Annotated in this window: 21 protein-coding genes and 2 pseudogenes; 16 read left to right on the top strand and 7 right to left on the bottom strand. The window is 67.5% G+C overall.

Annotation, left to right across the window (positions count from 1 at the left end; all coding sequences use genetic code 11):
- Positions 1-191 precede the first annotated feature (191 nt).
- The 8 genes and pseudogenes from FVE25_RS57345 to FVE25_RS52830 form a co-directional block, all read left to right on the top strand.
- A pseudogene (locus FVE25_RS57345) lies at positions 192-1,455 on the top strand (IS701 family transposase); the annotation flags it as partial.
- A 55-nt stretch (positions 1,456-1,510) separates the two neighbouring features.
- Positions 1,511-1,669, top strand: coding sequence for a hypothetical protein (locus FVE25_RS54215; protein ID WP_181020002.1), 159 nt, complete (start codon positions 1,511-1,513; stop codon positions 1,667-1,669).
- Between the two features lie 187 nt (positions 1,670-1,856).
- Positions 1,857-3,578, top strand: coding sequence for a TIGR02710 family CRISPR-associated CARF protein (locus FVE25_RS52855; protein WP_157255022.1), 1,722 nt, complete (start codon positions 1,857-1,859; stop codon positions 3,576-3,578).
- Positions 3,578-7,354 (top strand): DEAD/DEAH box helicase, encoded by a 3,777-nt coding sequence (locus FVE25_RS52850; protein WP_157255020.1) that lies wholly within the window; start codon positions 3,578-3,580, stop codon positions 7,352-7,354. Before FVE25_RS52855 ends, FVE25_RS52850 begins: the two co-directional genes overlap by 1 nt.
- Positions 7,351-8,550: a hypothetical protein gene (locus FVE25_RS52845; RefSeq protein ID WP_157255018.1), complete on the top strand. Its 1,200-nt coding sequence runs from the start codon at positions 7,351-7,353 to the stop codon at positions 8,548-8,550. Before FVE25_RS52850 ends, FVE25_RS52845 begins: the two co-directional genes overlap by 4 nt.
- On the top strand, positions 8,543-10,018 hold the full coding sequence (locus FVE25_RS52840; protein WP_157255016.1) for a phospholipase D-like domain-containing protein: 1,476 nt from the start codon (positions 8,543-8,545) through the stop codon (positions 10,016-10,018). The genes FVE25_RS52845 and FVE25_RS52840 overlap by 8 nt, the downstream gene beginning before the upstream one ends.
- Before the next feature lie 83 nt (positions 10,019-10,101).
- Entirely contained in the window at positions 10,102-10,377 is a 276-nt protein-coding gene (locus tag FVE25_RS52835; protein ID WP_157255014.1) for a hypothetical protein, read from the top strand.
- A gap of 361 nt (positions 10,378-10,738) precedes the next feature.
- Positions 10,739-10,888 carry a hypothetical protein gene (locus FVE25_RS52830; RefSeq protein WP_157255012.1) on the top strand — a complete coding sequence of 50 codons (150 nt, stop codon included), beginning with the start codon at positions 10,739-10,741 and terminating at the stop codon, positions 10,886-10,888.
- Between the two features lie 198 nt (positions 10,889-11,086).
- Here FVE25_RS52830 and FVE25_RS52825 read toward each other — a convergent pair whose 3' ends face one another.
- The gene (locus FVE25_RS52825) at positions 11,087-12,148 is read right to left on the bottom strand and encodes an integrase core domain-containing protein (RefSeq protein WP_157255011.1); all 1,062 of its coding nucleotides are present in this window, start codon (positions 12,146-12,148) and stop codon (positions 11,087-11,089) included.
- Positions 12,149-12,529: 381 nt separating this feature from the next.
- Here FVE25_RS52825 and FVE25_RS52820 point away from each other — a divergent pair, with 381 nt between their 5' ends.
- Positions 12,530-13,696, top strand: coding sequence for a carbohydrate-binding protein (locus tag FVE25_RS52820; protein WP_157255009.1), 1,167 nt, complete (start codon positions 12,530-12,532; stop codon positions 13,694-13,696).
- Between the two features lie 54 nt (positions 13,697-13,750).
- Here the strand turns inward: FVE25_RS52820 and FVE25_RS52815 are convergent, their stop codons facing one another.
- Positions 13,751-14,020 (bottom strand): hypothetical protein, encoded by a 270-nt coding sequence (locus tag FVE25_RS52815; RefSeq protein WP_157255007.1) that lies wholly within the window; start codon positions 14,018-14,020, stop codon positions 13,751-13,753.
- A gap of 31 nt (positions 14,021-14,051) precedes the next feature.
- On the opposite strand from FVE25_RS52815, the gene FVE25_RS56775 reads away from it, so the two are divergent.
- Together FVE25_RS56775 and FVE25_RS52810 are read left to right on the top strand one after the other, a co-directional pair.
- Positions 14,052-14,186: a hypothetical protein gene (locus FVE25_RS56775; RefSeq protein ID WP_281367998.1), complete on the top strand. Its 135-nt coding sequence runs from the start codon at positions 14,052-14,054 to the stop codon at positions 14,184-14,186.
- 79 nt (positions 14,187-14,265) lie between these two features.
- Positions 14,266-14,502: a hypothetical protein gene (locus FVE25_RS52810; RefSeq protein ID WP_246268860.1), complete on the top strand. Its 237-nt coding sequence runs from the start codon at positions 14,266-14,268 to the stop codon at positions 14,500-14,502.
- 127 nt (positions 14,503-14,629) lie between these two features.
- Here the strand turns inward: FVE25_RS52810 and FVE25_RS57340 are convergent, their stop codons facing one another.
- The 4 genes and pseudogenes from FVE25_RS57340 to FVE25_RS52790 all read right to left on the bottom strand — a co-directional run bounded on the left by FVE25_RS57340 (position 14,630) and on the right by FVE25_RS52790 (position 17,174).
- Positions 14,630-14,761: an acyl-CoA dehydrogenase family protein gene (locus tag FVE25_RS57340; protein WP_425489540.1), complete on the bottom strand. Its 132-nt coding sequence runs from the start codon at positions 14,759-14,761 to the stop codon at positions 14,630-14,632.
- 151 nt (positions 14,762-14,912) lie between these two features.
- Positions 14,913-15,269 (bottom strand): M4 family metallopeptidase, encoded by a 357-nt coding sequence (locus FVE25_RS52800; RefSeq protein ID WP_157255026.1) that lies wholly within the window; start codon positions 15,267-15,269, stop codon positions 14,913-14,915.
- A gap of 80 nt (positions 15,270-15,349) precedes the next feature.
- Positions 15,350-15,580, bottom strand: a complete 231-nt coding sequence (locus tag FVE25_RS52795; protein WP_157255024.1) for an integrase core domain-containing protein — start codon at positions 15,578-15,580, stop codon at positions 15,350-15,352.
- A pseudogene (locus FVE25_RS52790) lies at positions 15,541-17,174 on the bottom strand (ISAzo13 family transposase). Before FVE25_RS52790 ends, FVE25_RS52795 begins: the two are co-directional and overlap by 40 nt.
- 70 nt (positions 17,175-17,244) lie before the next feature.
- Here FVE25_RS52790 and FVE25_RS52785 point away from each other — a divergent pair.
- From FVE25_RS52785 to FVE25_RS52770, 5 genes are all read left to right on the top strand, one after another.
- Positions 17,245-17,517, top strand: a complete 273-nt coding sequence (locus tag FVE25_RS52785) for an integrase core domain-containing protein (protein ID WP_219826058.1) — start codon at positions 17,245-17,247, stop codon at positions 17,515-17,517.
- A 98-nt stretch (positions 17,518-17,615) separates the two neighbouring features.
- On the top strand, positions 17,616-17,897 hold the full coding sequence (locus tag FVE25_RS57335) for an integrase core domain-containing protein (RefSeq protein ID WP_219826057.1): 282 nt from the start codon (positions 17,616-17,618) through the stop codon (positions 17,895-17,897).
- A 635-nt stretch (positions 17,898-18,532) separates the two neighbouring features.
- Positions 18,533-19,603, top strand: coding sequence for a group II intron reverse transcriptase/maturase (gene ltrA, locus FVE25_RS52775; RefSeq protein WP_219826056.1), 1,071 nt, complete (start codon positions 18,533-18,535; stop codon positions 19,601-19,603).
- A 24-nt stretch (positions 19,604-19,627) separates the two neighbouring features.
- The gene (locus FVE25_RS54815) at positions 19,628-19,783 is read left to right on the top strand and encodes a hypothetical protein (protein ID WP_219826055.1); all 156 of its coding nucleotides are present in this window, start codon (positions 19,628-19,630) and stop codon (positions 19,781-19,783) included.
- A 113-nt stretch (positions 19,784-19,896) separates the two neighbouring features.
- Positions 19,897-20,154, top strand: coding sequence for a hypothetical protein (locus FVE25_RS52770; protein WP_157255006.1), 258 nt, complete (start codon positions 19,897-19,899; stop codon positions 20,152-20,154).
- Here FVE25_RS52770 and FVE25_RS52765 read toward each other — a convergent pair.
- Complete coding sequence (locus FVE25_RS52765; RefSeq protein WP_157255004.1) at positions 20,149-24,177, bottom strand: nSTAND1 domain-containing NTPase; 4,029 nt, start codon at positions 24,175-24,177, stop codon at positions 20,149-20,151. The genes FVE25_RS52770 and FVE25_RS52765 overlap by 6 nt on opposite strands.
- Positions 24,178-24,210: the final 33 nt, after the last annotated feature.

Genomic DNA, 24,210 nt, shown 5'->3' with positions numbered 1-24,210 from the left:
GGCAGATACGGCTCAATCAACGCCCACTCGGCATCGGTCACATCGAAGCGCGCCACATCCGAGTTCTACCAGCCACGTCCAGGCCGCCACCGGACCTCCCTAGATCCGAACTCCGAACAGCTCCTAGTAGTGCTTTGTTAGGTCGGCGTGTCGTTGAGTGGATGTGGCGGTGTGGGTAGTTTCATGCAGCGATGACCCCTCACGAGCTTTCGGTTGTGCGGCAGCGCCTGGAGGCGTTCGCCATGGAGATGTTCGAGCCCATGGCGCGCTCGGATCAGCAGGCCAAAGGGGCGACATACCTGCGTGGGTGGTTACTGGACGGGCGGCGTAAGTCGATGCGGCCGATGGCGGAGCGGCTCGGGGTGGATCACCAAGGGTTGCAGCAGTTCGTGACCATGTCGACGTGGGACAGCTGGGCAGTGCGGGCCAGGTTGCTCGCGTGGCGATCGATGTCGTGGAGCCGGTGGCGTGGGCGGTCGATGACACGGGTTTCCCGAAGGACGGCAAAGCTCGCCATATGTGGCGCGGCAGTACTCGGGCACGCTCGGAAAGGTAGCCAATTGCCAGGTCGGGGTGAGTGTTCATGCGGTCAGCGACACCGCGTCCAGTCCGCTGGATTGGCGGTTGTTCGTACCGGCGTCATGGGATGACCAGGCGGCTGATGCTGCCATCAGCTCTGAGGTGGCCACGAGACGGGACCGTTGCCAGATCCCGGGCGAGGAGCGCCATCGTCCGCAGTGGATGATGGCGGTGGAGATGCTCGATGAGTTGATCGGGCAAGGGCTGCGGCTGCCATTGGTGGTAGCCGATGCCGGCTACGGCGACAGCAGTCAGTTCCGCGGCGCTCTGGACGAGCGCGGGATCGGCTACATCGTGCAGGTCAAAGGCGACGCCCTCGCGCATGCCCCGGACGTGGTCGCGGTGCCGCGGGCCTGGTCCGGCCGAGGCCGACCTCCAACCCGGACTGACCTGCGCTATCCAGACACCCGCGGTCAGCTTGGCCGAACACGTCCGGGACGCCGGCCGCGCTGCCGCGATCCCGCTTACCTGGCGGGAAGGCTCCAGGGGTGAGATGCGCTCGCGGTTCGTCTTCCTGCGCGTGCGCCCGGCCGGACACCGCATCGCCCGCGCCGGCGACGGCACCCTGCCTGAGCGGTGCTGATCGCGCAGTGGCCCGGCCACGAGGACCAGCCGGTCAAGTACTGGCTGTCCAGCCTGCCCGCCGACACCGACCCGGCCGACCTTATCCGCTACGGCAAGATCCGCTGGTGGATCGAGCACGACTACCGCGAGCTGAAGACCGGTCTGGGACTGGACCACTTCGAAGGCCGGTCCTGGACAGGCTGGCACCGCCACGTCACCCTCGTCACGGCCGAGCTGGACCGGCGCATGCCCCACCTGCCATCGAAGGCTGAAACCTATACACCACAACAACCACCCATCGCCCCCGCACGATGGCACGGCCCGCGACCATCCGGATGCGACCTGCAGGAGATCGGGCCCGGCCGCCGTGGGCCCGGACAACGCCTTCACCCTCTACGGCATCGACCTGGAGGAGTACACAGCGGCGCTCATCGACGCCCTGCGGGTCGGCGGCGCCAGCCGGGCGGAGATCACCGAGGCGGCTCTCGGCTGCACGTTGGTGGGTCCTGCCCGACGACGGCGCTGACAGACCTACAGCCGGGCCCGCAGCGCGGCCGAGGCGGCCTTCGGCCCGTTTTGGGAGACCCCGGACGGCCAGTGGAAGGCTCAGCCGGTCCGCCTCGGCCCGGTGCCGGTCGGGGTTCGGGGCGGGGCTCGGGAGGGTGAGGCCGTCGGCGGTTAGTTCGTCCAGCCTGTCGTGGGCGGGGGCGTGGGTGGGCCCCGACCGTGGGCCGCTGCCGGACGGTGTGATGCTGGGCGTGGTCATCGGGGTGCTGTGTCCTCGTCGGTGTCCCGAAGAATCGGACATCGGGAACACGTCGCTGGAGGCAGTCGACTGCCGCCTCGACGACCCGAAAGAATCCGCTGATCCCAAAATCGACATAGGAGCTTATTTTGCGAAATCTCCGGTATGCCAGCAGCATTCCCTGCTACCGTCACCGGCGTCCAAGGCCCATTCCATCGTGACCAAGGGGTTCCGTGTGGACTCGTTCCCCGCCAGAGTCGCCAGATACGAACGCGTCGACCGCGGTCAGGACACCTACGGCGAGGGCAGCAGACTGGAGCAGGCCATCGCCTACTATGTCGACCAGCTGCTCGAAGAGAGTGTCGCCCGCGCGCTGACCCACGGCGGCCGTCGCCCCAGGCGTCAAGTCGATCTCCTGATCAGCCTGTCTGGTTTTTCGCCGTTAACGACAATTCTCACTTTTGAGATCCTGCGTCCGAAAAGGCTGCTGATTCTTTCTTCCAGCGACGCAGTGGAGTGCATCAACGTGATCAACAAGCATGTCTATGAGCGCCGGAAGATGAAATACAGCGACGCTACTTACCGCGTCTGCACTCCCACCGATCCGCTGGAGATCTACCGCATCGTCAAGAGTGAGCTGGACAGGTTCCAGGAACCGGGCATTGACCCGCCGTACGCGCTCATCGACATCACCGGCGGACGCAAGGTCATGAGCGCCGCGGCCGCGCTGGCCGCGTGGCAGCTCCAGCTCGACCTCTGCTACGTGGACAGCACCTACGATCCGGTGGCCCGCCGCGCCGTACCGGGATCCGATCGGTTTCTGCTCCTCGACAACCCCACCTCGCTCTTCGGCGAACAGGCGATGCACGCGGCGCTGGAGACCTTCAAGACGGGCGCCTTCGGCGAGGCGGCGCGGCGTTACGGTGAGCTGGCCGTCAGCGTGGCAGAACCGGCGAAGGCGCGGTTCATGACGGGACTCGCCGACCTCTACCGCGCCTGGTGCGACCTCGACCTGACCGAACTCGCCACCTGCGTGGACGCGGTCGAGGCGCTGCTGGACCAGAGCCGCAACCTGCTCAGCGCCGAGACCGTCACCCGGATCGAGGGGCAGCTCGAGTTCCTCACCCGGCTGCGCAAGGGCGACGGGCAGGCTCTGCTGGTCTGCTTCTTCGTGCTCGGCCAGCACTATCGCGAGGTCGGCAGGCACGACTTCGCCGCACTGCTGTTCTACCGGACCATCGAAGGCAGCCTGGCGAACCGGCTGGCCTCGCTGGCGTCCGGCTTTTCCTGCAAGTCGCCTGACTATCACCTGCTGACCTCGGACGTCTCCGGGCTCGACGAGGCGTGCCGCGAGGTGCTCGGCGGTATCGGGCGCGTACCTTTGGGCGGTGCTCTTCCGCCGGTCATCGGGCTCATCTCGGCGGCCGTGATCTTGACCGCGCTCGACGACCCGGTGATAGGGAGAGCGGGACTCAAGGGCGCCAAAGCCCTGTCCAACCTCGACATGCTGGTGACCGCGCGTAACAGGTCGGTGCTGGCCCACGGCAACCAGCCCGTCACGGACAAGCAGAGCAGGCTCCTGGAGGCGAAGGCCAGGTTGCTGCTGCGTGCCTACTGGGCTCTTAACGAGCCCGAGGGCGACGTGGATCAGCTGTGCGAGAGCCTCAGATTCCTCAGAAACGATCATTGATGCCGAGAGAACCGGTGCTCGACGTCCTGGCCGAGTGGAGCGAAGACCTCGAAGAGCAGCGCAGCCGGGCCGCCGGTCAGTTCGGGCCTATCGTCCTCAGCCATTACCCGAGCCTGGCCGTGGATCCCGATCTGGTGGCTGCCGACCTCAGATCCGGCGCCGTTCTGACCGGTCGTGCCACGGGCAACAGGTTCACGCTCATCGGCCGTGGCTATACCGTCGAGCTGATCAACCGCCCGGGGGCCAAAGAACGCAAGCCCATGGCCGTGATCGCGCAGGTGCGGGAGACAGAGCGGATGTTGCCGATCGCGGGATGGTTCCGCGCCGAGTTCGAGCTCCGGCTCGTGTACGCCGAAGCCCTGTGTGACCTGCGCGAACTGTGGACCGTTCTCGGCGCGAACGGCCCGACCCGGCGTACCTCCGACAAAGGGGCGGGACTGCGCCCCTACGCGCAGTTGCTCGCCCGCCGCTACGGGGCGCTTCGCGAACTGCAGCAACTGCTGAAGACGCGCGCCGAGCACAACGTGGTCACGGCGCGCTGTACCGTGCGGGAGACCCTGCCCGGCCGCCCTGCGCGGCTGCTGGTGCGCGTTCACGGGCGGGCAGCGGAGTTCGAGGACGCGCAGGTGAGCGCGGAGGCGGGCGACCTGCGCTGGGAGACCAAGGTGACGGACGTGCACGGCGACACCGCCGTCATCGACGCGCCCGCCACCGAGACTCCGGCCGAGCTGACGCTGAGCAAGACCTCCCGGTTCACCATGTCCCAGAACGTTCTGGCGCTTCGCAGCCTGATGAACGGCGACACCCACGGCGAATGGGCCCGCCTTGCCGCGCTCATGGTCCAGTCGGACTCCCTGGAAGCCGCCCCCAAGCGCCGGCCCGAGCAGTTCTTCGCCGACGCGGAAGGACTCAGCCTCAATCCCGAGCAATGCGCCGCGGTGAGCGGCGCGATCTCCACCCCGCACGTGTTCTGCGTTCAGGGCCCGCCCGGCACCGGCAAGACCTCGGTGATCTGCGAGATCATCCGGCAGCTCGTCAGCCGCGGCGAGCGCGTGTTGCTCCTGGCTCCCAGCCACGTGGCAGTCGACGAGGCGCTGCGCCGTGTCGGCGACAAGCCGGGCGTCCGTGCGCTGCGGCTGAGCTGGAGCGAGGGCAAGGTCGACGAGGATCTGCGGAGGTTCCTGCCCGACCGGCTGTCCGCGCAGATCAAGGTGGGTGTACGGCGGGCCGCAAGCAGCCGCGCGGCCGCCTGGTCAGCCGAGTCCGCCCAGATCGAGCGCTACCTGACGGCGATCCAGGTGGCGGCCGAGGGCGAGCAGCTCGTGCGGTCACTGGAGTCCAACATCGAGGCGGCCGAGGCCGAACTCGTCGCCGCCGATGGGCGGATGCGCACCCTCATATCCGCCCACACCCCCAACGTGACGCGGTTACGTGAACTCCAGGAGGAACAAGCCGAAGAGTCGGCGAGAGCGCCCGAGACGCAGGTGGCGCTCCAGACGCAGATCGCCGAGGCGCGCGAAGCGCTCAAGGACTTCGAACCCGCTCTCGGCCGGCTGCGCGGCATCGCCCGGTCGGCCGAGCTGGTTCGGGACCGGCTGACCCGCGCCAGGGCCGACAAGATGACCGCTGATCGAGAAGACGTCGAGATGTCGAACCGGCTCGCCCCGTTCGACGGACGCATCGCGGTGACCAGGGACCGGATCGCCGAGGTCAACGCCAACCTGGCCCACGCCAAGTACTGGGCGGACGCCTTCCGGGCCCAACTCGACCAGATCCGCCCGAGGGGAGTGGCGGACTTCTTCAAGCAGCCCGATCCTCGGGTGGCCGATCTGAAGATGCGCCTCAAGAACGCGGAGCGGTCGTGGACGGTGTGGCATGACAAGCTGATCCCCTTGCAGCACGAGCTGGCCCGGCATGAGCACGCGCGCGCCTACTACCTGCCCGCGCAACTGCGGGCGGAGGCCAGAGCCAAGGAGATCGGGGCGTTCATCGACGCCACCACCGGCCATCTGAACCGGCTGGCGGAACAGTGGCGAGCGGGCGTCGCCGGGATAGGCGGAGATCCGGCCAGCCGGCTCGACGGCGCCGTGATCATCCCCACGATCGAGGCTCTGCGCAACGGCCCCCCACCGCTTGAGTGGATGGCCGGATCCGGACCTGATCGCCTCGTGCGATCGATCAGGAAGGCTCAGGCCCGCCTGACCGACCTCGACAACCTCCCTGCCCTCCAGTCTCGCATCGCCGCCGAGTTGGAGAGGGCCGAGGCCGAGATCCGGGAGCGCTCGCAGGAGCATCGCACATTGATCGGCCGGATCACGCAGCGGCTCGTCGACATGAGAGAGCGGCTCGCGTGGCAGCAGACGGTCGTCGAGGAGGCCGCCCAGCTCCTGGCGGAGGGGCCCGATCTCCATGCCGACGAGCTGAGGAATCGCCAGGTGCTCCTGCCGTACCTCGAGAAGCTGGAACGACGCTGGTGCGAGCTGACCGGCGAACTCACCGACGACCAGATCGGCGATGGCATCGACGCGGCCTACACCCGCTGGGCGAACCTGATCTGCGCCACCACGGCCGGGATCGCCGGGCGCGGCAGCGACGTGGTCCGCGACGCCGACTTCGACACCATGATCCTCGATGAGGCCAGCAGGGTCACCGACACTGAGTTCCTCATCGGCGCGGTCAGGGCCCGCCGGTGGGTTCTGGTCGGCGACGAGAAGCAATTGCCGCCGCATGTGGACAACGAGGACGAGCGATTCCTGCACGCCCTCGTGGCGCTGGACAGGTGGGAACGCGACCAGGCCGCCACCCTTGAAGAGTCCGTACGGCATCTCGCCGCCGTCTGGCAGGACGAGGAGGAACTGCGCCGGGTCAGGATCGACGACGTCGTCGAATACGCGCGTTCGCTCCACGGCTCCGGCCAGTGGGCCGAGTTGTACCGCAAGACGTTCAGGAGCGCGAGGCGCGCCGCCAAGAACACCCTCGGCGGTGCGACCGACGATGACACCGACCGCCTCGTGCTGCGCAACGTGCGTGACTTCTTCGTGCGCAGCCTCTTCGAACGGTCAGTGGCGCGATATCCCCACCTCACCGAGCCGCTGGTGACCCAGCGCAGGATGGTTGACCCGATCGCCAGACTGGTCAGAGACTCCGTGTACGGCGGAGCATACGCCTCACCCTCCGCCGAGGACTTGGCCGAACGCGGAGTACGGCCGCTGACCACCTCGACCTTCTCCGCTCCCGTGGTCTTCCTGGACACCAGTGCCCAGGGTGATGCCGCGATGTCGGAGCAGGTCAGTACGGGCTTCGTCAACCGCCTGGAGGCGCAGTGGATCGTACGCGCGTGCCTCGAGTACGAGATCCACCTGCGCCGCTCCGACCCGCACGGGCCGCGGACTACGGTCAGCGTGCTCTGCTTCTACAAGGCCCAGGCCGACCTCATCTGGAGAGAGCTGGGCGGGCCCGGCTACCGAAGGTTCCGGCGCCTGGAGATCAAGCTGGTCTCGTCGATCGACCGCAGCCAGGGGCAGGAGAGCGATCTGGTCCTGGTCAGCTTCACCCGGGCCGTCCCGAACGCGGGCTCAGGGTCCGCGTTGTGGCTGCAGGACCTGCGCCGCATCAACGTGGCCTGCACACGGGCTCACCGGGCGCTCGTGTTGGTCGGCCACCGCAAGTCGCTCAGAAGTCTCGGCGCCACCGGCGCGCGGACCTTCTACCAGGGCCTGTTCGAGCTGATCGACTCCAGCAGCGCCGACTACCAGCTCATCAAGGACCTGACGTGAGCGGCGCCTACACGGTCGAGTGGGCCGACCACGTCGAAGAACCGGCCGACGATGTTCTCGCGGTGGTGTTGGAAGCCCTCGTGCCCATGATCTTCTGGCCGCGGGTGGCGATCCGCAGGGCCATCGACGAGGACCTGTCCGCGGTGGAGATGTTCCTTCTTGAGGCCGCCGTCAGCCTAGGCTGGCTGACGGCCGAGGTGGTCGAGGAGATCACTGACCTTCCGACGGACGTGATCACGGCCGTCACCGATGGGCTCGTGGAGTTCGGCCTGCTGACCAGGAACGGGACGACGCTCAATCCGGTGGAGGACGAGATCGCACAAACACTGGGGCGCGAGACGTTGCGGCGCCATGCCTGGGACACCTGCTCGGTCCTCTATCTGCCGCACACCCACGAGGCGGTCGCCTTCGGCGTGCCCGCGCGCGGACGCCGCCGCCGCAGCCCGCCTCCGGCGTACCTGGCAGGCCCTGGCGATCGGGTGACCGCTCCGGTGGGCCCCGATCTGATGGGGACCGATCCCGCCAGGCTGCTCAGCGAGCTTCTGGTCCGCGGGGACATCGCCCGGCTGCCCGAGGACGTGATCGGGATCGGGCCCTTCCCTGAGGACGAGCCCGTCCCCGAGAGCTGCCCCGTCTACCGGGTGGAAGGGGTGGTTCGCACGGGCACGCCCCGCGTCGACCTGTACGTCCTGACCGGTGATCAGCGGGTACGCCTCGACCTCAGCGGCGCCGAGACCCTGGCCGGGCGCTGGCTGCGGCTGGCCGGGTTCCTGAAGGATCCGGGTGGGTCCGCTCGCGCGGCCGAGGCGCTCGGTTGTGATGCCGGCGACCTGGTCGTCGAAGACGGACGGGTGCTTCTCAACGCCCGAGCCGCGACGGCGGTGGGCAACCGGCTCAGCCTCGCGACCTCGGGTGGTTTCCACGTCACGGACCGCCAGACGGTGATCTCGGTGCCGATCGACCTTCGGCCCGCCGACCTGGAGGCCGCCATTCTCTTCGCCCTGGATCGGGCAGCGGCGAACATGCGTGGCGCAGGGTCCGAACAGGCGGGCGAGATCCTTGCGCGGGCCTGCCGCGAGCACGATCTGCCAGAGGACGCCCTGCCGCTGGCCGCGCTCGCGGACCGGCTGTGGGGGCTGGCCCAGTACGACTTGGTCTACATGCTGCGCGCGCCGAGGGATTTCGCCTATGACTGATCGCATCGACGCGGGAGAGGTACGCCTCGGGGGCGGATTCTTTCTCTCCCGGCCCGGGTGGCGGGCGACGCCGTACACCGAGGAGGACGACACGGCGTCCTACAGCCATCTGGTCACCTATCGGAAGTCACCGCGGACCTTGCGCACCGCGCTGCTCGAACTGATCGGATCGGCACGCCGCAAAGTCTTCGTGGCCAGCTTCTTCCTCGGCGACCAGGAGCTGACCGAGGCGCTGCGCCAAGCCGCCGCACGCCTACGCGGGGGCGTCTATGTGATCTCAGCGATCGACGAGAGCAGCCTCTCGCGGGGGTTGAAAGGCCTCGAAGACGAGGTCGGAAAGGACGCGGCCGAGGGCAAACGATTCGACGAGTTGTGCCGGGCCGGAATCTACGTGCGCGGCCACGAGAACTGCCACGCCAAGTTCGCCGTCGCCGACGACGAGAGCGCGCTGGTCTCCACCGCGAACTTCACCACCCGGGCGCTCGACGTCACGGGCGAGGCCGGTGTCCTGATCCGCGACCGGCCCCAGGCCGTTCGGCTGGGCCGCCTGTTCGCCCGGCTCTGGCACACCGGCTGTACCTGGGAGATCCCTTCTGTGCCACCCGACGGGATCTACACGGCGGCGCGACGCTCTTCCCAGCCTTGGCAAGCGGCGGTGCCGCAACCAGGCGACGGCCCCGGCGCAGGCATCATCTGGACCGATGAGAACGAGCAGCACCTGCTGCGGCATCTGCTGTCGATCATCGACGGCGCGCGGTCGGAGCTGCTCCTGGCCACCTGGAACCTCAACACAGCGACCCAGGACCCCGCCCTGCTCATCGAACCCATCAGAAGGGCGGTCGCGCGCGGGGTGCGCACACGCCTGCTGGTGCGCACGTTCAACGACCGGCCCGCGCACCGGGCGGAAGCGCTCGCGCTGGCCGAGGCGGGTGTCGAGGTGTGCGGCGACAGGGAGACGCACGTGAAAGGCGCCTTCGCCGACGTGGACGCCGGAGCGCTGTTCTCCGCCAACTTCGACGCCGTCCACGGGCTGACCAGCGGCGTCGAGATCGGCTGCCGCCTTGATGGCACGCCCGCTCTGGCCCCGGCCAGGGGTTTCATCCGGCACATGATGGATTTCGCCGACTCGGAGTTCGTAGCCGAAGCCCGCCAGCGCGACCTGCACGACCGGTTGCTCGGCCGTTGGCACACCGGCTGGCCGTTGGGCGAGGAGGTGAACGTGCTGGCACGCGAGGAGTGCTGGGCCGCACTGGTCAAGGAGAGCGAGTACGGCCCGCTCCTCTACACGGGCCGGCCCGAGGAGGTCAGGCTCTTCGCAGGCCGGACGACGTGGACCATCTCCGACAACCGCCTGACGAGGTCGGCGGAACGAAGGCATAGCGCAGGCGCGCTGCTGGATCAATGGCTGCAGCGGAAGGGAGAGGGGCCCCGCGGATTCTGCCCGGCCGTCCTGACCCGCGTCGGCTGACCTACCCCTGTGGGTGCCGAAATTCGTGTCCGGTGCCAGAAATGATGAAGGGGGTCCGATCTGGTCTTCTAGGCTCAGCTCTGGTGCTGTTTCGTCTTCCGTATCTGCTGGCGGTCAGGGTGTTCGGCTGGCTGGTGCTGTTCCCACGGGGAAGCGCTTCCAAAGAGGTGGAGATCTTGGTGTTGCGGCATGAGGTCGCGGTGCTGCGTCGTCAGGTCGCCCGGCCCAGCCCGGATTGGGCCGATCGGGTGATGCTGGCCGTCCTGCAACCGAACGAGCCCTGGCGAAGCTCTTCGACTCCTGAGTCGATCCCTGCATCCGCGTCAACATCACGCGCGAAGTCCTGGTGTGCGCGCTGATGGCGACAGGGGGACATGTGAACGATCACGCACCGGTCGTGGTTGAAGTGTTGATGCTGCTGGCCGATCACGAGGGTGCGTGGTCGTATCGGAGGGCAGCCGTGATGCCCTTGCCGGGGGAGTCTCCCGACGCGGCCGCTCGGCGCGTCAGCGGGATTCAGCCGGACGATTCCTGTCGAGTCGTGCACTCGACGAGTTGGCGCTACCGGCGGGAGCTGGATCAGGTCGTGCTCACCTACGCGATTTGCCCCGTGCCGGAGGCCACTCGGCTGTTGCTTGATGACGTAGTCATCGCGCGCGGCGCCGCCCCGGCGGCGCCGACCCGGCGGCGCCGACCCCGGACCGGATCGAGGAGGCCAACGTGGTGGCTCACGCCATCCAGCACCTGCCCCTCCTGCAGACCACGGACCCCGTGGTGGGACGCACGCTGGAACAATGGCCGACGCTCGCGATGGCCTTGGAAGCTCACTCGCCCTTTCCCGCCGGCGAGCTCAACGACGTACGGATGTAGTGCTGTTCTCCCTCAGCCAAGCGGGCCTGGATCCAAGGAACGCTCCGATCCAGTCGTGCTGCCAGCCGCCGCAGGCTCCAGCCTTCCGCTCGCCGCTCCCGCATCCACCGATACAGGTCCTGTCAACGACGGCCGAATTCTGCCCTGTAGGGCGTCAGAACTCGCGTGTATGGTTTGAGCTGGGGTTTTCCGGCCGGGCTATGCGGCTCGGCGGTATTCGTTGATCGCGCCTGCGAGAATCTTTTGGCATTCGATCCGGCCTGCCATTGGCACCACGACATGCTCATCGTGATCGGGTGGCCGCTGCCCACGAGCCTGATGCGGCCGATGGCCGTTGTAGTGATCGAGATACTCACTTAGGACCGAGCGCAGGTGACGTTCGCCGTAGATCAGCATACGGTCGGTGCACTCAGCGCGCACCGTCCGGATCCAGCGCTCGGCATAGCAGTTCGCCCTCGGCGTCCGCGGCGGCGTCTTCAGCACCGTGATCCCTGCGGCGGCGAACACCTCATCGAAGACGGCGGTGAACCTGGCGTCCCGATCACGGATGAGGAAGCGCAACGACACTGCTCGCTCGCCGAGGTCGATCAGGAGGTTGCGGGCCTGCTGAGCGGTCCACGCCCCGGTCGGGTGGCGCGTCACGCCCTGGACCTGCACGCGTCGTGTGCGGACCTCCATCACGAACAACACGTACAAGCGCTTCAGAAAGATCGTGTCAACATGGAAGAAGTCACAGGCCAGGAGTCCTTTGGCTTGTGACCGTAAGAAGGTCCGCCAGGAGGTGTCGAGATGCAGGGGCGCCGGTCCGAAGCGGCGCGAGCGCAGGATGCGCCGCACGGTCGCCTCGCTGACCTGGACGCCAAGCCGCACCAACTCCCCGTGCACCCTTCGATGACCCCACGCCGGGTTCTCCCGCGCCAGACGAACGATCAGATCACGAATCTCCCGGCTCGTTCCTGGACGACCGGGCCTATGCGGGTAAATCCAGGCCCGACGCAGCAAACAGCGATGCCACGCCAGCAACGTCGCCCGAGTGACCAGCCGATGAGCGCGCAGCACCGCTGGCAACCACTGGGCCAGCGCCGCGAGAACGGCCCGATCAGCCCAGTCCGGCCGCGGGCGTCCAACTTGGCGCCGCAGCACCGCCACCTCGTGACGTAGCACCATGATTTCCGCGTCCTTCGACGCCTGGCTGCGGCCCAGCAACATCAGCCAGCTGAACACCCGGAGCATGATCAGATAGAGCAGGCGGACAGGCACAAGACGCGATCTTGCCTACGGGGACGGACCCCGTCAAACCACAGCTCAGAGATGTCGTGGCTGTATTTTGACGCGGTACAGGGTCACGCCGTTCGGCGTCAACCACTCCAGGGCGCTCGCATCACAGGCCGTGGTGATCACCGGGCAGGTGGCGTGGCGCAGAAGGCCAATTCTGTGTCACAACCCCCGAGCCGCCTCCAAGTTGGCCCGCACCGTCTTGGCCAGCGGATGCTCCACACTCAGCGCCAGCTCCACATTCCAGGTCTGCCATATCTCGACCGCGTCAACCACTCCCTGTTCAATCCCGCATCAACGAGGTGTTGATCTTCTACTCACCTGCCTCCTCCAGGCTGGGCGCGATCCCGATCAAGGAGAAAAGCAGTGAGAACGTTAACCGCCACGGTGATATCGGCCCTGATCGTCGGCTCCGGAGCTCTGACCACGCTCGCGCCGGCCCACGCCGCCGCGGTGAAGGACCCCGGGCAGGCGATCGTGGACTACTGGACCCCGGAGCGTCTCGCCGCGGTCAAGCCTCTGCAGGCGGCCAGCCTTGAGGGCGGTGTTTCGCCGCTTTCGCCCCCTACGCTGGGTGAGCCCCGGCAGATCGCCCCGGTCCCGCACCCCGGGGCCACAAGCAATGCCCAGCCGAGTGCCGCGGGCGTAACGCCCGCCAGCGGCGGATGGGAGGCCGACCCGCAACCGTGGACCGGCGGGGGCACGATCGCCGGCACGGTCGGACGACTGGTCGGCGTAGGCGAGGACGGCGCCGGATTCGTTGCCACCGCGAACGTCGTCGTGAGCGACAAGGGGAACGTGGTGGCCACCGCCGCGCACGCGCTGGTCACCCCGAAAGGCAACAAAACCACTCAGCTGATGTTCATGCCCGGCTGGAAGGAGGGCCAGCCCGAACCGCCGCCCTACGGCAAGTTCCCGGCCGTCGCCTCCTTCGTCCCCGCCCCGTACATCCTCAAGGACGGCAACGGCAAGCCCACCAGCGTAGACTACCACTACGACACCGGGTTCCTGATCGTCGCACCCGCACCGGACGGCAGGCAGGTCCAGCAGGTTGTGGGTGCCCAAGGGGTGAAGTTCAACGACGTCACCCGCTCCGACGAGCACACCTTCGGCTTCCCCAGCGAGGCGACCACCCCTGATCTGCAGCACTGCCATGGCCCCAACGCCGAAGACCGTGTCTGGTTCCTGGCGTTCGCGATGCGCTGCCCGGTCAACAGCGGCTCACCGTGGCTGCGCGACTTCGACCCGCACACCGGGGTGGGATACCAGATGACCGTGGCCGCGCTCGTGAACGCCAGCGACAAGATGATGCTCGGCGTGGCCTGGGGCAAGGACGTGGAGGACGCCTACAACACCGCGAACACCTACGCCCCTGAGTGGTCTGCCGGGAAGCAGTACGCGGCCGGCGACCTCGTCACCTACAGCGGGCGCACCTATCGCTGCCTGCAACCCCACATCTCCCAGCCCGGCTGGGAGCCCGCCAACACGCCCGCCCTGTGGCGGCGTACAGACCCGGGTATCGCCCTACCGTAGTCCTTTGGGTACGGCGCCCCTGTGCTCGTAGTCTGCGAGCGCGGGGGCGTCGGTTCAGTGGCGATGCACCCACCAGTAGAAGGCGGCACTGGTGGTCCAGTCTGTGTTGATCCGGAACCCGGTCGCGCTCGACCAGGTGCAATACCAGTCACCCGCTGGGTCGTGGCCCGGTGCGTCCGACTCGCTCACGCCGCGCCGAACGACCGCGACTGGCCCCATGTTGCCGAGCATCGATGCGCCATAGTTGATCCACGTGGTGCCCGGCGAGCCGCCCGGCGTCCATGTGGTGGACCCCGCAAGGATCCCCGCGGTGTTGCCTTGCATGGTGAAATCCCACCGTTTGCTGACATGTCGGGTGCGGAGTTGGGGCAACCTCGACGAGTACATCGCGGCGCTCATCGACGCCATGCAGGCCGGCGGAGCCGGCGAGGCCCTGCCCGACGACGGCCCCTGGTACCTGTATCGCGTGCAGGAGCCCGGCGCCGACTGACCCGGGGCACGGCTCACCGGTCGGGGGCTGTCGACCCCTACCCGCGCGATCTTGATAGTCGGACGACGGAAGGAACGGGATGGACACCGGGCCGACGCTGGCCATGATCGCGGCCTCCACCCGGGCCGCCTACGGGCCCGGCCGGCACCTGCGGGTGCGCTCCTCCGGCATCGTCCACGACGTCACGCTCACGAAGTGGCTGGCCCCGGTGAGCAGCTGCCCGGCCCGGCCTGCATGGTCGGCGTGGCCGGCTGGGATCCCAGCGCTGCGCACCCTGACTCCGGGCCGGTCACCTGCAAACGCTGCCTGCGATTGAGCGATGAGGTCCCGCCCGGCGTTCGGCAACTGGAGCTATTCGCCGTCGGGCCCATGCCCGCGTCCGCCGCCGTGGAGGACGACCCCACCGCCGCGTGAGGACGCCCGATCCCCCGCCGAACTGCCGATCACGGTGGTGGTTCGAGGGGTGCCTCGAAGGCGATCATGGTGGTGAGCGGGTCGAGGCCACCTCCGCCGTACTGTCTGGGGATGGGCCGGCCGAGCGCGCCGGACTCGGCGCAGACCCGCCGGCCCGCGATCGACGACCGTGCTCTGGTCGTGCTGCGCGGCCTGCGTCTCCAGGCCGCGGGCGAACCGCACGACCCGCTCGCGCAGGGCCACCTGGGCAGGGGTGGGTTCGACGTTCATCGGGCGTTGTCTCCGTCTCCCTTTTCAGCACCTGGGGCGGGGTCAGGTGCCGGGGTGCAGGGGTGCGCAGGAGGGTTCATCGGGCTGGGAAGGGACATTGACGGCGTCCCAGGCGGCTTGGACGGTGGCGCATTCGGGGCCGAGCGGGCCGTACAGCGCGATGGCCGCGGCCAGCGAGGCCGAGCGCGCGCCGGTGTAGCGCCAGGAGCGGGTTTTGTGGTTGAGCGCGCCCATGAAGATCTTGCCGGCCTTCTGGATGCCGATGCCGCTCACCGCGGCGGGGCCGCCGGCGCAGATCGGGCTGGCCGGATTGCCGCCGCCGGGGTGACTGCCTTCGGCCAGGAGGTAGAACCAGTGGCGCAGGGGGCCGGAGGCGGCGTGGGCCTCGGCGCCGGGGATCTGCGGGCCGTAGCAGCCAGGATGGCCTGTAGGGCGTCAGAACTCGCGCGTATGGTTTGAGCTGGGGTTTTCCGGCCGGGCTATGCGGCTCGGCGGTATTCGTTGATCGCTCCTCCGAGTATCCTTTGGCATTCGATCCGGCCTTCCATCGGCACCACGACATGCTCATCGTGATCGGGTGGCCGCTGCCCACGAGCCTGATGTGGCCGATGGCCGTTGTAGTGATCGAGATACTCGTTCAGTACCGAGCGCAGGTGACGTTCGCCGTAGATCAGCATGTGATCGGTGCACTCGGCGTGTACCGTCCGGATCCACCGCTCGGCATAGCAGTTCGCCCTCGGCGCTCGAGGAGCGGGAGCACGTGCTTGATCGCTCGGGCAGCGGTGATCCGGCTTACTCCCAAGAGCTGGCCGACCAGCGGTGAGAGCATGGAGAAGCGCAGATGCAGCAGGCCGGCGACAATGCGGTCGGTCAGCTCGAGTTTGGCCACGCCTCCGCCTCCTAGTGCGTGTCGCCGTTCACCTCCGCGCCGGTCATGCCGGCGGGCTTCGAGCTGCTGGTTCCAGGCGCTGGTCAGTTCGGGGGTCAGGCAGGTCAGGGCGTCGGGTGTCATCCCGATCAACGCAGGATGGTAGGCAGCGGCGCGATGGTCTTCGCCGACGTCGGCGATGTCGGGTGTATGCGGCGTGTCGAGCGGTGCGAGGGGGTGCAGGGTGTAGTTCCACTCCCCGTGGAAGTCGTGGCGGCTCATCAGCGGGGTCGTCAACGTTCGTCGCTGATCTGCGTGCCAGTCGGGTAACTGCCCGGGTCGAGCTCGGCATGAACGGTCAAGCCCGTCCGGGTGGTGGTCGCCGCGATGGTCTGCACCACTACTTCGTGGCTGGTCAACGGTCTGCCCCGCCAGTTCATCGTGATGTGACTGAACAGGCGGTGCTCGATCCGGTTCCACTTGGAGGTGCCGGGCGGCAGGTGGCAGACGGTGACGGCCAAGCCGGTCTCGGCGGCGAACGCGGCCAGTTCAGCCTTCCAGGTGCGCCGGCGGTGACCGTAGGAGCCACCGGCATCGGCGGTGATGAGCAGCCGCCGCGCTGTCGGATAGGCCACCCGTCCGGCCCCGTTCCACCAGCGGCGTATCGACTCCACGGCGAACACGGCGGTGTCGTGATCGACGCCGACATTGACCCAGCCGGTATTCGCGGCCACATCGTAGACCCCGTAAGGGATGACCTTCCCGAGGAGCTTGTCCGGGAAATCGTGCGTCCTGACCTGCTCCGGCGCTCCCTTCGGCCGCCATTCTCGCCCGGGACCGCGCAACGGGCCGACCAACTCCTTCTTCTTGGTGTCCACGCTGATCACCGGATCCCCGGCACGCAGGTAGGCCGTCGAGTGCCGGTTGATGTAAACAAACTGAGCGTCACGGTCAGGATGCTGACGGCCTTCCAGCGTCTTGGCGTTGGCCTGCAGGCTGAAGCCCTCCGCCCGCAGAATGCCGGCGACTGTGTCCGGACAGACCCGATGCCCCTGCCGGGTCAGCTCCTCCGCCAGCTTCCGCGTCGACTTGGTCATCCAGCGTAACGGCGACATCGGATCCCCGCGCTCGTCCGGCTCGACCAGGGCCAACAGTGCCGGCCGCAGGCCCTTATCGAGGTCGACCAGCCGCCTGCGGCCGCCACCATTACGGCGCGTTCGTCCCAGCGGGTCCTCACCCGCTTCCAACTCGGCACATCCTCGCGACACCGTTGCCTCGCCGACCCCGGCCGCCCGGGCCACCAGCCGGATCCCGCCGTGACCCAGCACCCTGGCCTCGGCACCCAGCAGCAACCGCCGCTGTCGCTCGTCCAGATGGGGCAGTATCACTGCGAACTTCGCGGCCAGCACTTCCTCGTGCCCTTCCATCACCCGCATACCAGATCAACGACCCCCGCCCTGGAAAGCTACGAGTTATTAATCTGCGGGCTCCAAGTTTCCCGTACTCATGGACGAGATCCTCGCCGAAGCCGGTACCCAGACCGTACTCACCGGCATCCGGATGCCGCGCATGAACTCCATCATGGAACGGTGGGTGCAGACCTGCCGCCGCGAACTCCTGGACCGCTGCCTGCTCTGGAACGAACGCCATCTACGCCACGCCCTGGGCGAGTACGAGAAGTTCTACAACGAGCATCGCGCTCATCAAGCCCCGGCCAGGCGGCTCCACTACGCGCCACCCCGGACCCGATCACCGCACCGGCGCGCATCATCGACCTGAACATCCGCCGACACGACCGGCTCGGAGGAATCCTCCACGAATACTCACATGCCGCTTGAACTGCACGGACGTAATTTTCGGCAAGCGCAATCACGGTTATGAGAACGCCTCCGCGGACGCCCCGGGCCAACTGCTATGCCGAACGCTGGATACGCACCGTCCGAGCCGAATGCACCGACCGCATGCTCATCTACAACGGACGTCATCTGCGATCAGTCCTGGAGGAGTACGCCGAGCACTACAACGAGCATCGACCGCACCAGTCCCGCCGGCAACGCCCACCCAATCAAGACAAGCACGTTGTGGCGCCGCTGGAAGGACGGATTCAGCGCCGAAAGGTGCTCAGCGGAGCGATCAACGAGTACCACCGAGCAGCCTAGCCGACCCGAAGAAACACCAGCTCAAACCACGCGTGCGAGTGGTGAAGCGGTACGTTGTGTCCCGAACGTGGAGGGGAGCTTGATGTAGGTAGAGCTTCTGGATGCGGTGCTGCGCGGAAGATGAAGGTTGGCCCTTCGGAGTCGCCTTGCGGCGGGAGGCTTCAAACCCCCCATGCTGCGTTGGTTGAAGACCGTCGTGGTGAGCGATGAGGGAAAAGGCGCTGTTGAAGGCGTCAGGTAGGGATCAGGAAGGCGAGCGCAAGCGAATCGTCGCTGAAGTGTCGTAACTAAATCAGATGACATCGAAACCGGGGCTTGTACCGTGTCCCGGGATGAGTCTGGCGGATGCCCGCTGACTGGCCAGACCGTGTCCGGCATATAGACGACGCGAGCCTGATCTGCTGCTTTCGCGTGGAGCGGGAGAAGGTGTGCCCCGACACCGTCGCCCGTGCGGGTGGCGAGAGGGAGTGTCGCAAGCGGAGGAAACCGTGAGGGATTGAGTACCGTCGCGGGGCGTGCTGGCGGACCGGTTCGTAGTAGCTGAGAAGCCCCTGTAATGGGGGCCGAGCCAAGGGGCCGGGTCATCTGTGGCTCGTGTTGTGAAGTCAACCGGACTCAGGTTCGGGAGGAGCTGCATGGACGAGGTGAAATCGCAGGGCAAGCCGTTCGCTATTTCGAAACAGGAGGTTTGGGAGGCATTTCAGGAGGTGCGGAAGAACAAGGGCGCGCCGGGAGTGGATGAGAAGTCCATCGCCGATTTCGAGGCCGATCTGAAGAACAACCTTTACAAGATCTGGAATCGGATGTCGTCGGGGGCCTACTTTCCGCCTGCGGTGCGGGCGGTGGAGATACCGAAGCAACACGGCGGCGGGGTGAGGATGCTCGGCATCCCCACCGTTGCCGACAGGGTGGCGCAGACCGTGGTCGCCCGGCACCTGATGAAGCGCGTGGAGCCGGTATTCCACGATGACTCATGGGGATATCGGCCGAACCGGTCAGCGGTGCAGGCGGTGGAACGCTGTTGGAGACGTGAGTGGGTGATCGATCTCGATATCCAGAAGTTCTTCGACAGTGTCCGGTGGGATCTCATCGTCAAGGCTGTGGAGGTTCACACCGACGCGGCGTGGGTGCTGCTGTATGTGAAGCGGTGGCTACAGGCCCCACTGCAGTTGCCCGACGGGACCGTGCAACAGCGAGACCGGGGGACCCCGCAGGGATCTTCGGTGTCGCCTGTGCTGGCGAACCTGTTCATGCATTACGCGTTCGACGTGTGGCTGGCCCGCGAGTTCCCGACGGTAGAGTCCGAGCGCTATGCCGACGACGCGGTCGTGTACTGCGCGACCGAACGTCAGGCCCGCCAGGTCCTGGCGGCGCTGCAAGACAGGATGGAACAGGTCGGGCTGCGGTTGCACCCCGACAAAACCAAGATCGTGTACTGCAAGGACGGCCGGCGGCGCGGAACGTTCGCGCACACGTCGTTTACCTTCTTGGGGTTCACCTTCCGCCCGCGCGGGGCTCGCAACGGCGCGACCGGCAAGATGTTCTTGTCGTTCTCGCCTGCGATCAGCAAGGACGCCCTGAACAAGATCAGCGAGGAGGTCCGCCGCTGGCGGCTTCATCGCCGGACTGGATCCGCCTTCACCGAACTCGCCAAGGTGATCAACCCGATCATGGCGGGCTGGATGCAGTACTACGGCCGGTTCTAGCGATCGGCGCTGTATCCCCTCCTGATGCGTGTCAACGCCTACCTGGTGCGCTGGATCCGCGAGAAATACAGACGGCTGAGCAGGAGACGGAAAGCCGCCGCGTGCATGCAGGGGATCGCCATGCGCTATCCCCGGATGTTTGCGCACTGGAAGTGGGTGACCGCAGCCTCTCCGCTCTGATGATCAAGATGACAAGAGCCGTATGAACTGAGAGGTTCACGTACGGATCTGTGGGAGCCGGGAGGTGAGATTCCTCCCGGCCACCCGACAGGATGTAATTATCGGCAGGCGCAGTGTTCCGCACCGGCCGCACCTGGCGGGTCACCACCCCGGACGGCCGCCGGGTCTTGATCCACCGCGCCGCCACCCGGACCGCCGCCATCGACCAGCTCCTGGCCACCCCAGGACCGCTGTTCGGCGACCCCGCCGAGGCCCTCCTGCACCACCTGGAGCCCAGGCCGGTGGCGCTACGTCCAGGCGGCCGACTGCTGGAACACAGGCTCAGGAGCCGGTCTGTGAGGGGTGATCAGCCTCCGGCTGAGCGGTCATGAGAGCTGGCCGCAGGTGGTGCGGTAGGGGATGTCGGGCAGAAACTGGTTCCATTCCTGCTGGGTGAGGTTGCGGTTGAGGGTGGTGCAGGTGGTGGTGGTGGCTTGCTGGGGGTGGAGGGTCCACAGGATCACGGTGTTGTCGTCGCTGCCGGAGGCCAAGGTACGGCCCTCGGGGCTGTAGGCGATGGTGTTGACGGGGGCGGTGTGTCCGGACAAGACGGTCAGGCGGCGGCCTGTGGCGGGGTCTCGCAGAGTGATGGTGAGGCCGTTGGCGGTGGCCAGGGTGCGGCCGTCGGGGCTGTAGGCGATGGCGGTGGTGCGGCCGTCGCTGGGGATGGAGCGTTGCAGGGTTCTGCTGGCCACCTGCCACAGGGTGATGGTCTGGTTGTGGCTGGCGACGGCGAGGGTGCGGCTGTCGGGGCTGAAGGCGATATCTCCGATCTCCGCCTCGGTGACGATGGTGCCTGTGGGGGCGGATTTGGTCATGTCCCACAGGGTGATGGTGGAGGGGCGGGTGACGGTGGCCAGGAGGCGGCCGTCCGGGCTGTAGGCGAGGTTGGTGGGTTCGCCGTTGAGGGTGAGGGCGGGGGTTGTCTGTCCGGGTTTGGTGGCCCATAGGAAGGGTTGGCTGCCTTCGGCGTCGGCGAGCGTGTGGCTGCCGCCGGCGGCAGCGAGCGTGTGGCCGTCGGGGCTGAAGGTCACTTTGTGCACGTAGTCGCGAGGTCCGGCAGGCAGGGGCAGCGGGGTGCGGGTGGCGGCTTCGTGCAGTTGGAGGCTGGGGGTGGAGGCGTCACGTTGCCGTGGGGGGATGGTGGTGCCGGTGGCCAGGGTGCGGCCGTCGGGGCTGTAGACGACGGTGTTGACCGGTCCGGGCAGATTGGTGATGGCTGCCAGGCGGCTGCGCCGTACCGGATCCCAGAGGGTGACGGTGGCGTCGGCGCTGGCGGCGGCGAGGGTTTGGCCGTCGGGGGCGTAGGCGAGGTCGTTGATCGGGGCTTGGTGGCCGTTGAGGGGTAGTCCGTCGGGGTTCCAGAAGATCACTCTGCCGTCTTCTCCGGCGGAGGCGAGGATCGGCTGGGTGGGGTGGAAGGCCAGGGAGGAGACAGGGCCGGTGTGCGCGGCAAGGGTGGCGAGCCGGACTCGGGTGGTCGCGTCCCACACGATGATCGTCTGGTCGTCGACGGCGGCTGCGAGCAGACGGTGGTCGGGGCTGAAGGCGACCGCTCTGGCTGGGGCGGTGTGTCCTGTGAGGGTGGCGGTTCGGGTGCGGCGCTGCACGTTCCACACCATCACCTGCTGGTCGGAGCTGGCGGAGGCGAGTGTCTTTGCGTCCGGGGCGAAGGAGACGTCCTGGACGGATTGGGTGTGGCCTTTCAGGATGGCCAGCGGGGTGTGGCGGCGGGCGTCCCACAGCCGGATGGTGCCGTCGGTGCTGCCGGAGGCCAGGGTTGTTCCGTCCGGGCTGAAGGCGAGGCTTTGAACCAGGCCGGTGTGTCCGGCGAGGCTTTGCACGGGGATCAGATCCGGGGGACGGTTGCCGAGCAGGATCTGCTCGGCGCGAGTGGTGTCCCACAGCTTGACTTTGCTGTCGATTCCGGCTGTGGCGATCATGCGCCCGTCGGGGCTGAAAGCGATGTCCTTGATGGCCAGGGGCCGGTCGGCGGTCAGGAGTCTGGCCGCTGAGACGTGCTGGGCGACCTTGACGGCTGCAGCGGGGCGGGAAGGCGGCGTGGATTTCAGCCCGTTCTCGACATCCCACAGCAGCAGGTTGCTGTCGTCGCCGCCGATGGCCAGCCAGCGCCCGTCGGGGCTGAACGTCAGGGCCTTCACCCAGGTCGACTGGCTGGTGAGGGTGGCCAATAGTGCGCCGCGGGCGGTGTCCCACAATCGCACCTTCTGGTCTTTGCCCGCGGTGGCCACCATGGTGCCGTCCGGGCTGAAGGTGACTTGAGAGACGGCGTCGCCGTGGGCGAGCTCGGAGCGGTATTCCTGGCGGGCGGCCAGGCTCAGCAGGGCGCTGCGGGCCTCCAGCGTGGGCGTGGTGCGGTAGGCCTGCACGCTGAGCAGCTTGGCGGTGGCGGGCTGGGAGGCGTACAGCTCCATCGCCTGGGCGGCGAGCTGGCGCGACAAGGCGAGCTCGCTGGCGCGTACGGCTTCGCTCCGATTCCGTACCGCCTCCACGCCTATCGCGACGGCGGCCAGCAGGAGAAGGGCCAGGGCGGCGCTCAGGGAGCGTAGTCGCCGGTTGCGCCGCACGGTGGCCTGCTGGTCGGCGGCTGCGGCGGCCACGCTGGCCTGGAGGAATGCCTGTTCGGCGGCGTTCAGAGTGTCGCTGTTGTGCTCGCGGGCCGCCCATTCGCGGATCGACTCCAAACGCGCGCCCCGATACAGCGATCCGGGATCGCGCGCCATGGCCGTCCACGCGTGCGCCGCTTCGGTGAGGTGGCGATGCGTGTGCAGGTCGGCCCGGTTGTCGGTGAGCCAGCCGCGTAACCGTGGCCAAGCGCCGATCAGCGCCTCGTGCGCGATCGCCACGGTGTCCTCTTCCAGAGTGACGAGCCGGGCGTCGGCCAGCCGGTTCAGCACGATGGTGAGGTCGTCGTGGCCGTCCAGCTCGGTCCGGGAGATGCGGCGGCTGGTGTCCTCGGTTCCTTCGCCCAGCGCGGTCATCCTGACAAAGAGCTGACGGGCATGCTGCTGCTGCGAGGGTGTCAGGCTTTCGTAGAGGTGTTCGGCGCTGTTGGCGAGCGCGCCGGTGACTCCGCCTGCTGCCTGGTATCCGGCCAGGGTTAGCGTGTTGCCGCGGCGGCGGCGCCAGGTTTCCTGCAAGGCATGGGAGACCAGCGGCAGCGCTCCGGCCTGCCCTGCTGCCTGGGTCATGATCTCCGCCAGCAGCGCGGCTTCCACGGAGCACTTGGCGTTGATCGCGGGCTGGGTGACGGCCCTGCGCAACTCGTCGGCGTTCATCGGGCCGATCAGCATCTGATGGTCGTTCAGCGCCCCGGCCAGAGCGGGATAGTTCGAACAGTGGCTGTAGAAGTCGGCGCGTACCCCGATGACCACCCGGACCCGCCCGTCGGCGGCTTGTGCCGGCTCCAGCAAGGCCCCGATGAACGCGGCCCGCTCCCGCTCATCAGAGCAAAGGGTAAAGACCTCTTCGAATTGGTCGATCACCAGCACCAGTTCAGAGCGCGGCGCCCGATCGGCCAGAGCCTCTAGCAGAGTCACAGTCAGGTTGCGCGGGTCGGCGAGCAGATCGGCGAGCACCTGTGCCGCTGTGCGCCCGGTATGCGCGGCCAAGCCAATCGCGCACTCCCGTAAGGGATACACGCCGGGCACGACAAGGATCACCAGGCTCTTCGCCGCCGCTTCCAGGCGCGCGATCAACCCCGCCCGCAGGAGCGACGACTTGCCTGCTCCCGACGCGCCGAACACCGCCAGAAAGCGGCGTCGCGACAGCCTGGTCACAAGCTCGTCCACCAGCGCCTCGCGGCCGAAGAACCGCTCGGCGTCGGCCGGTTGAAACGCGGCCAGCCCGACATAGGGCGACGAGAGCGCTTCGGGTTCGTGTTCCTGAGAGGGTGCCCGCCTCTGTGTCAGATGCTCGGCGACCTCACGCCAGCGCGGCTCCCACTCCGCCTCGTCGCCGTCACATGCCCGCACATAGGCCAGGGTTACCGCGAGGCTGGGCAGCACACGCCCACCGGCCGCCTCCGACAATCTGCCCGCTGAAAAGTGCGCCCGCTGACCAAGGACCCGATACGCGGGCGAGCCCGCCTTCTCCCTCAGCCCGCGTAACCCCGCTGCGAAGCTCATCAGGACTGGATCACCTGGGCCCAGCGGCCCTTCCGGTCGAGGCACGAACACCACCCGATTTCTCAGCGGGGAGCGTCGGCCAACGACCCCCACGGGTGGTTCAGGACGCGCTCCCGACCTTGCTTTAGCCGCGAGATTCGACAGCTCATGACTACCAGAGTTGTTTCGCCATTGTTGTTTCGGATCCAGGTCATCGACCCGAAACAATCCGCCACCGCTATACCGGCTGTGTGTCTCCGA

The organism is Nonomuraea typhae (assembly GCF_009760925.1).
Classification (GTDB): Bacteria; Actinomycetota; Actinomycetes; order Streptosporangiales; family Streptosporangiaceae; genus Nonomuraea; species Nonomuraea typhae.
This window is presented reverse-complemented; position numbering and strand designations above follow the sequence as displayed.

Bases quoted from the DNA above. Each gene is read 5' to 3' on its own strand.
- FVE25_RS52850 (WP_157255020.1), top strand. From the start codon at position 3,578: ATGCCGAGAGAACCGGTGCTCGACGTCCTGGCCGAGTGGAGCGAAGAC.
- FVE25_RS52840 (WP_157255016.1), top strand. From the start codon at position 8,543: ATGACTGATCGCATCGACGCGGGAGAGGTACGCCTCGGGGGCGGATTC.
- FVE25_RS52815 (WP_157255007.1), bottom strand. From the start codon at position 14,020: ATGCAAGGCAACACCGCGGGGATCCTTGCGGGGTCCACCACATGGACG.
- FVE25_RS52810 (WP_246268860.1), top strand. From the start codon at position 14,266: ATGGACACCGGGCCGACGCTGGCCATGATCGCGGCCTCCACCCGGGCC.
- FVE25_RS52785 (WP_219826058.1), top strand. From the start codon at position 17,245: ATGGACGAGATCCTCGCCGAAGCCGGTACCCAGACCGTACTCACCGGC.
- FVE25_RS57335 (WP_219826057.1), top strand. From the start codon at position 17,616: ATGAGAACGCCTCCGCGGACGCCCCGGGCCAACTGCTATGCCGAACGC.
- ltrA (WP_219826056.1), top strand. From the start codon at position 18,533: ATGGACGAGGTGAAATCGCAGGGCAAGCCGTTCGCTATTTCGAAACAG.
- FVE25_RS54815 (WP_219826055.1), top strand. From the start codon at position 19,628: ATGCGTGTCAACGCCTACCTGGTGCGCTGGATCCGCGAGAAATACAGA.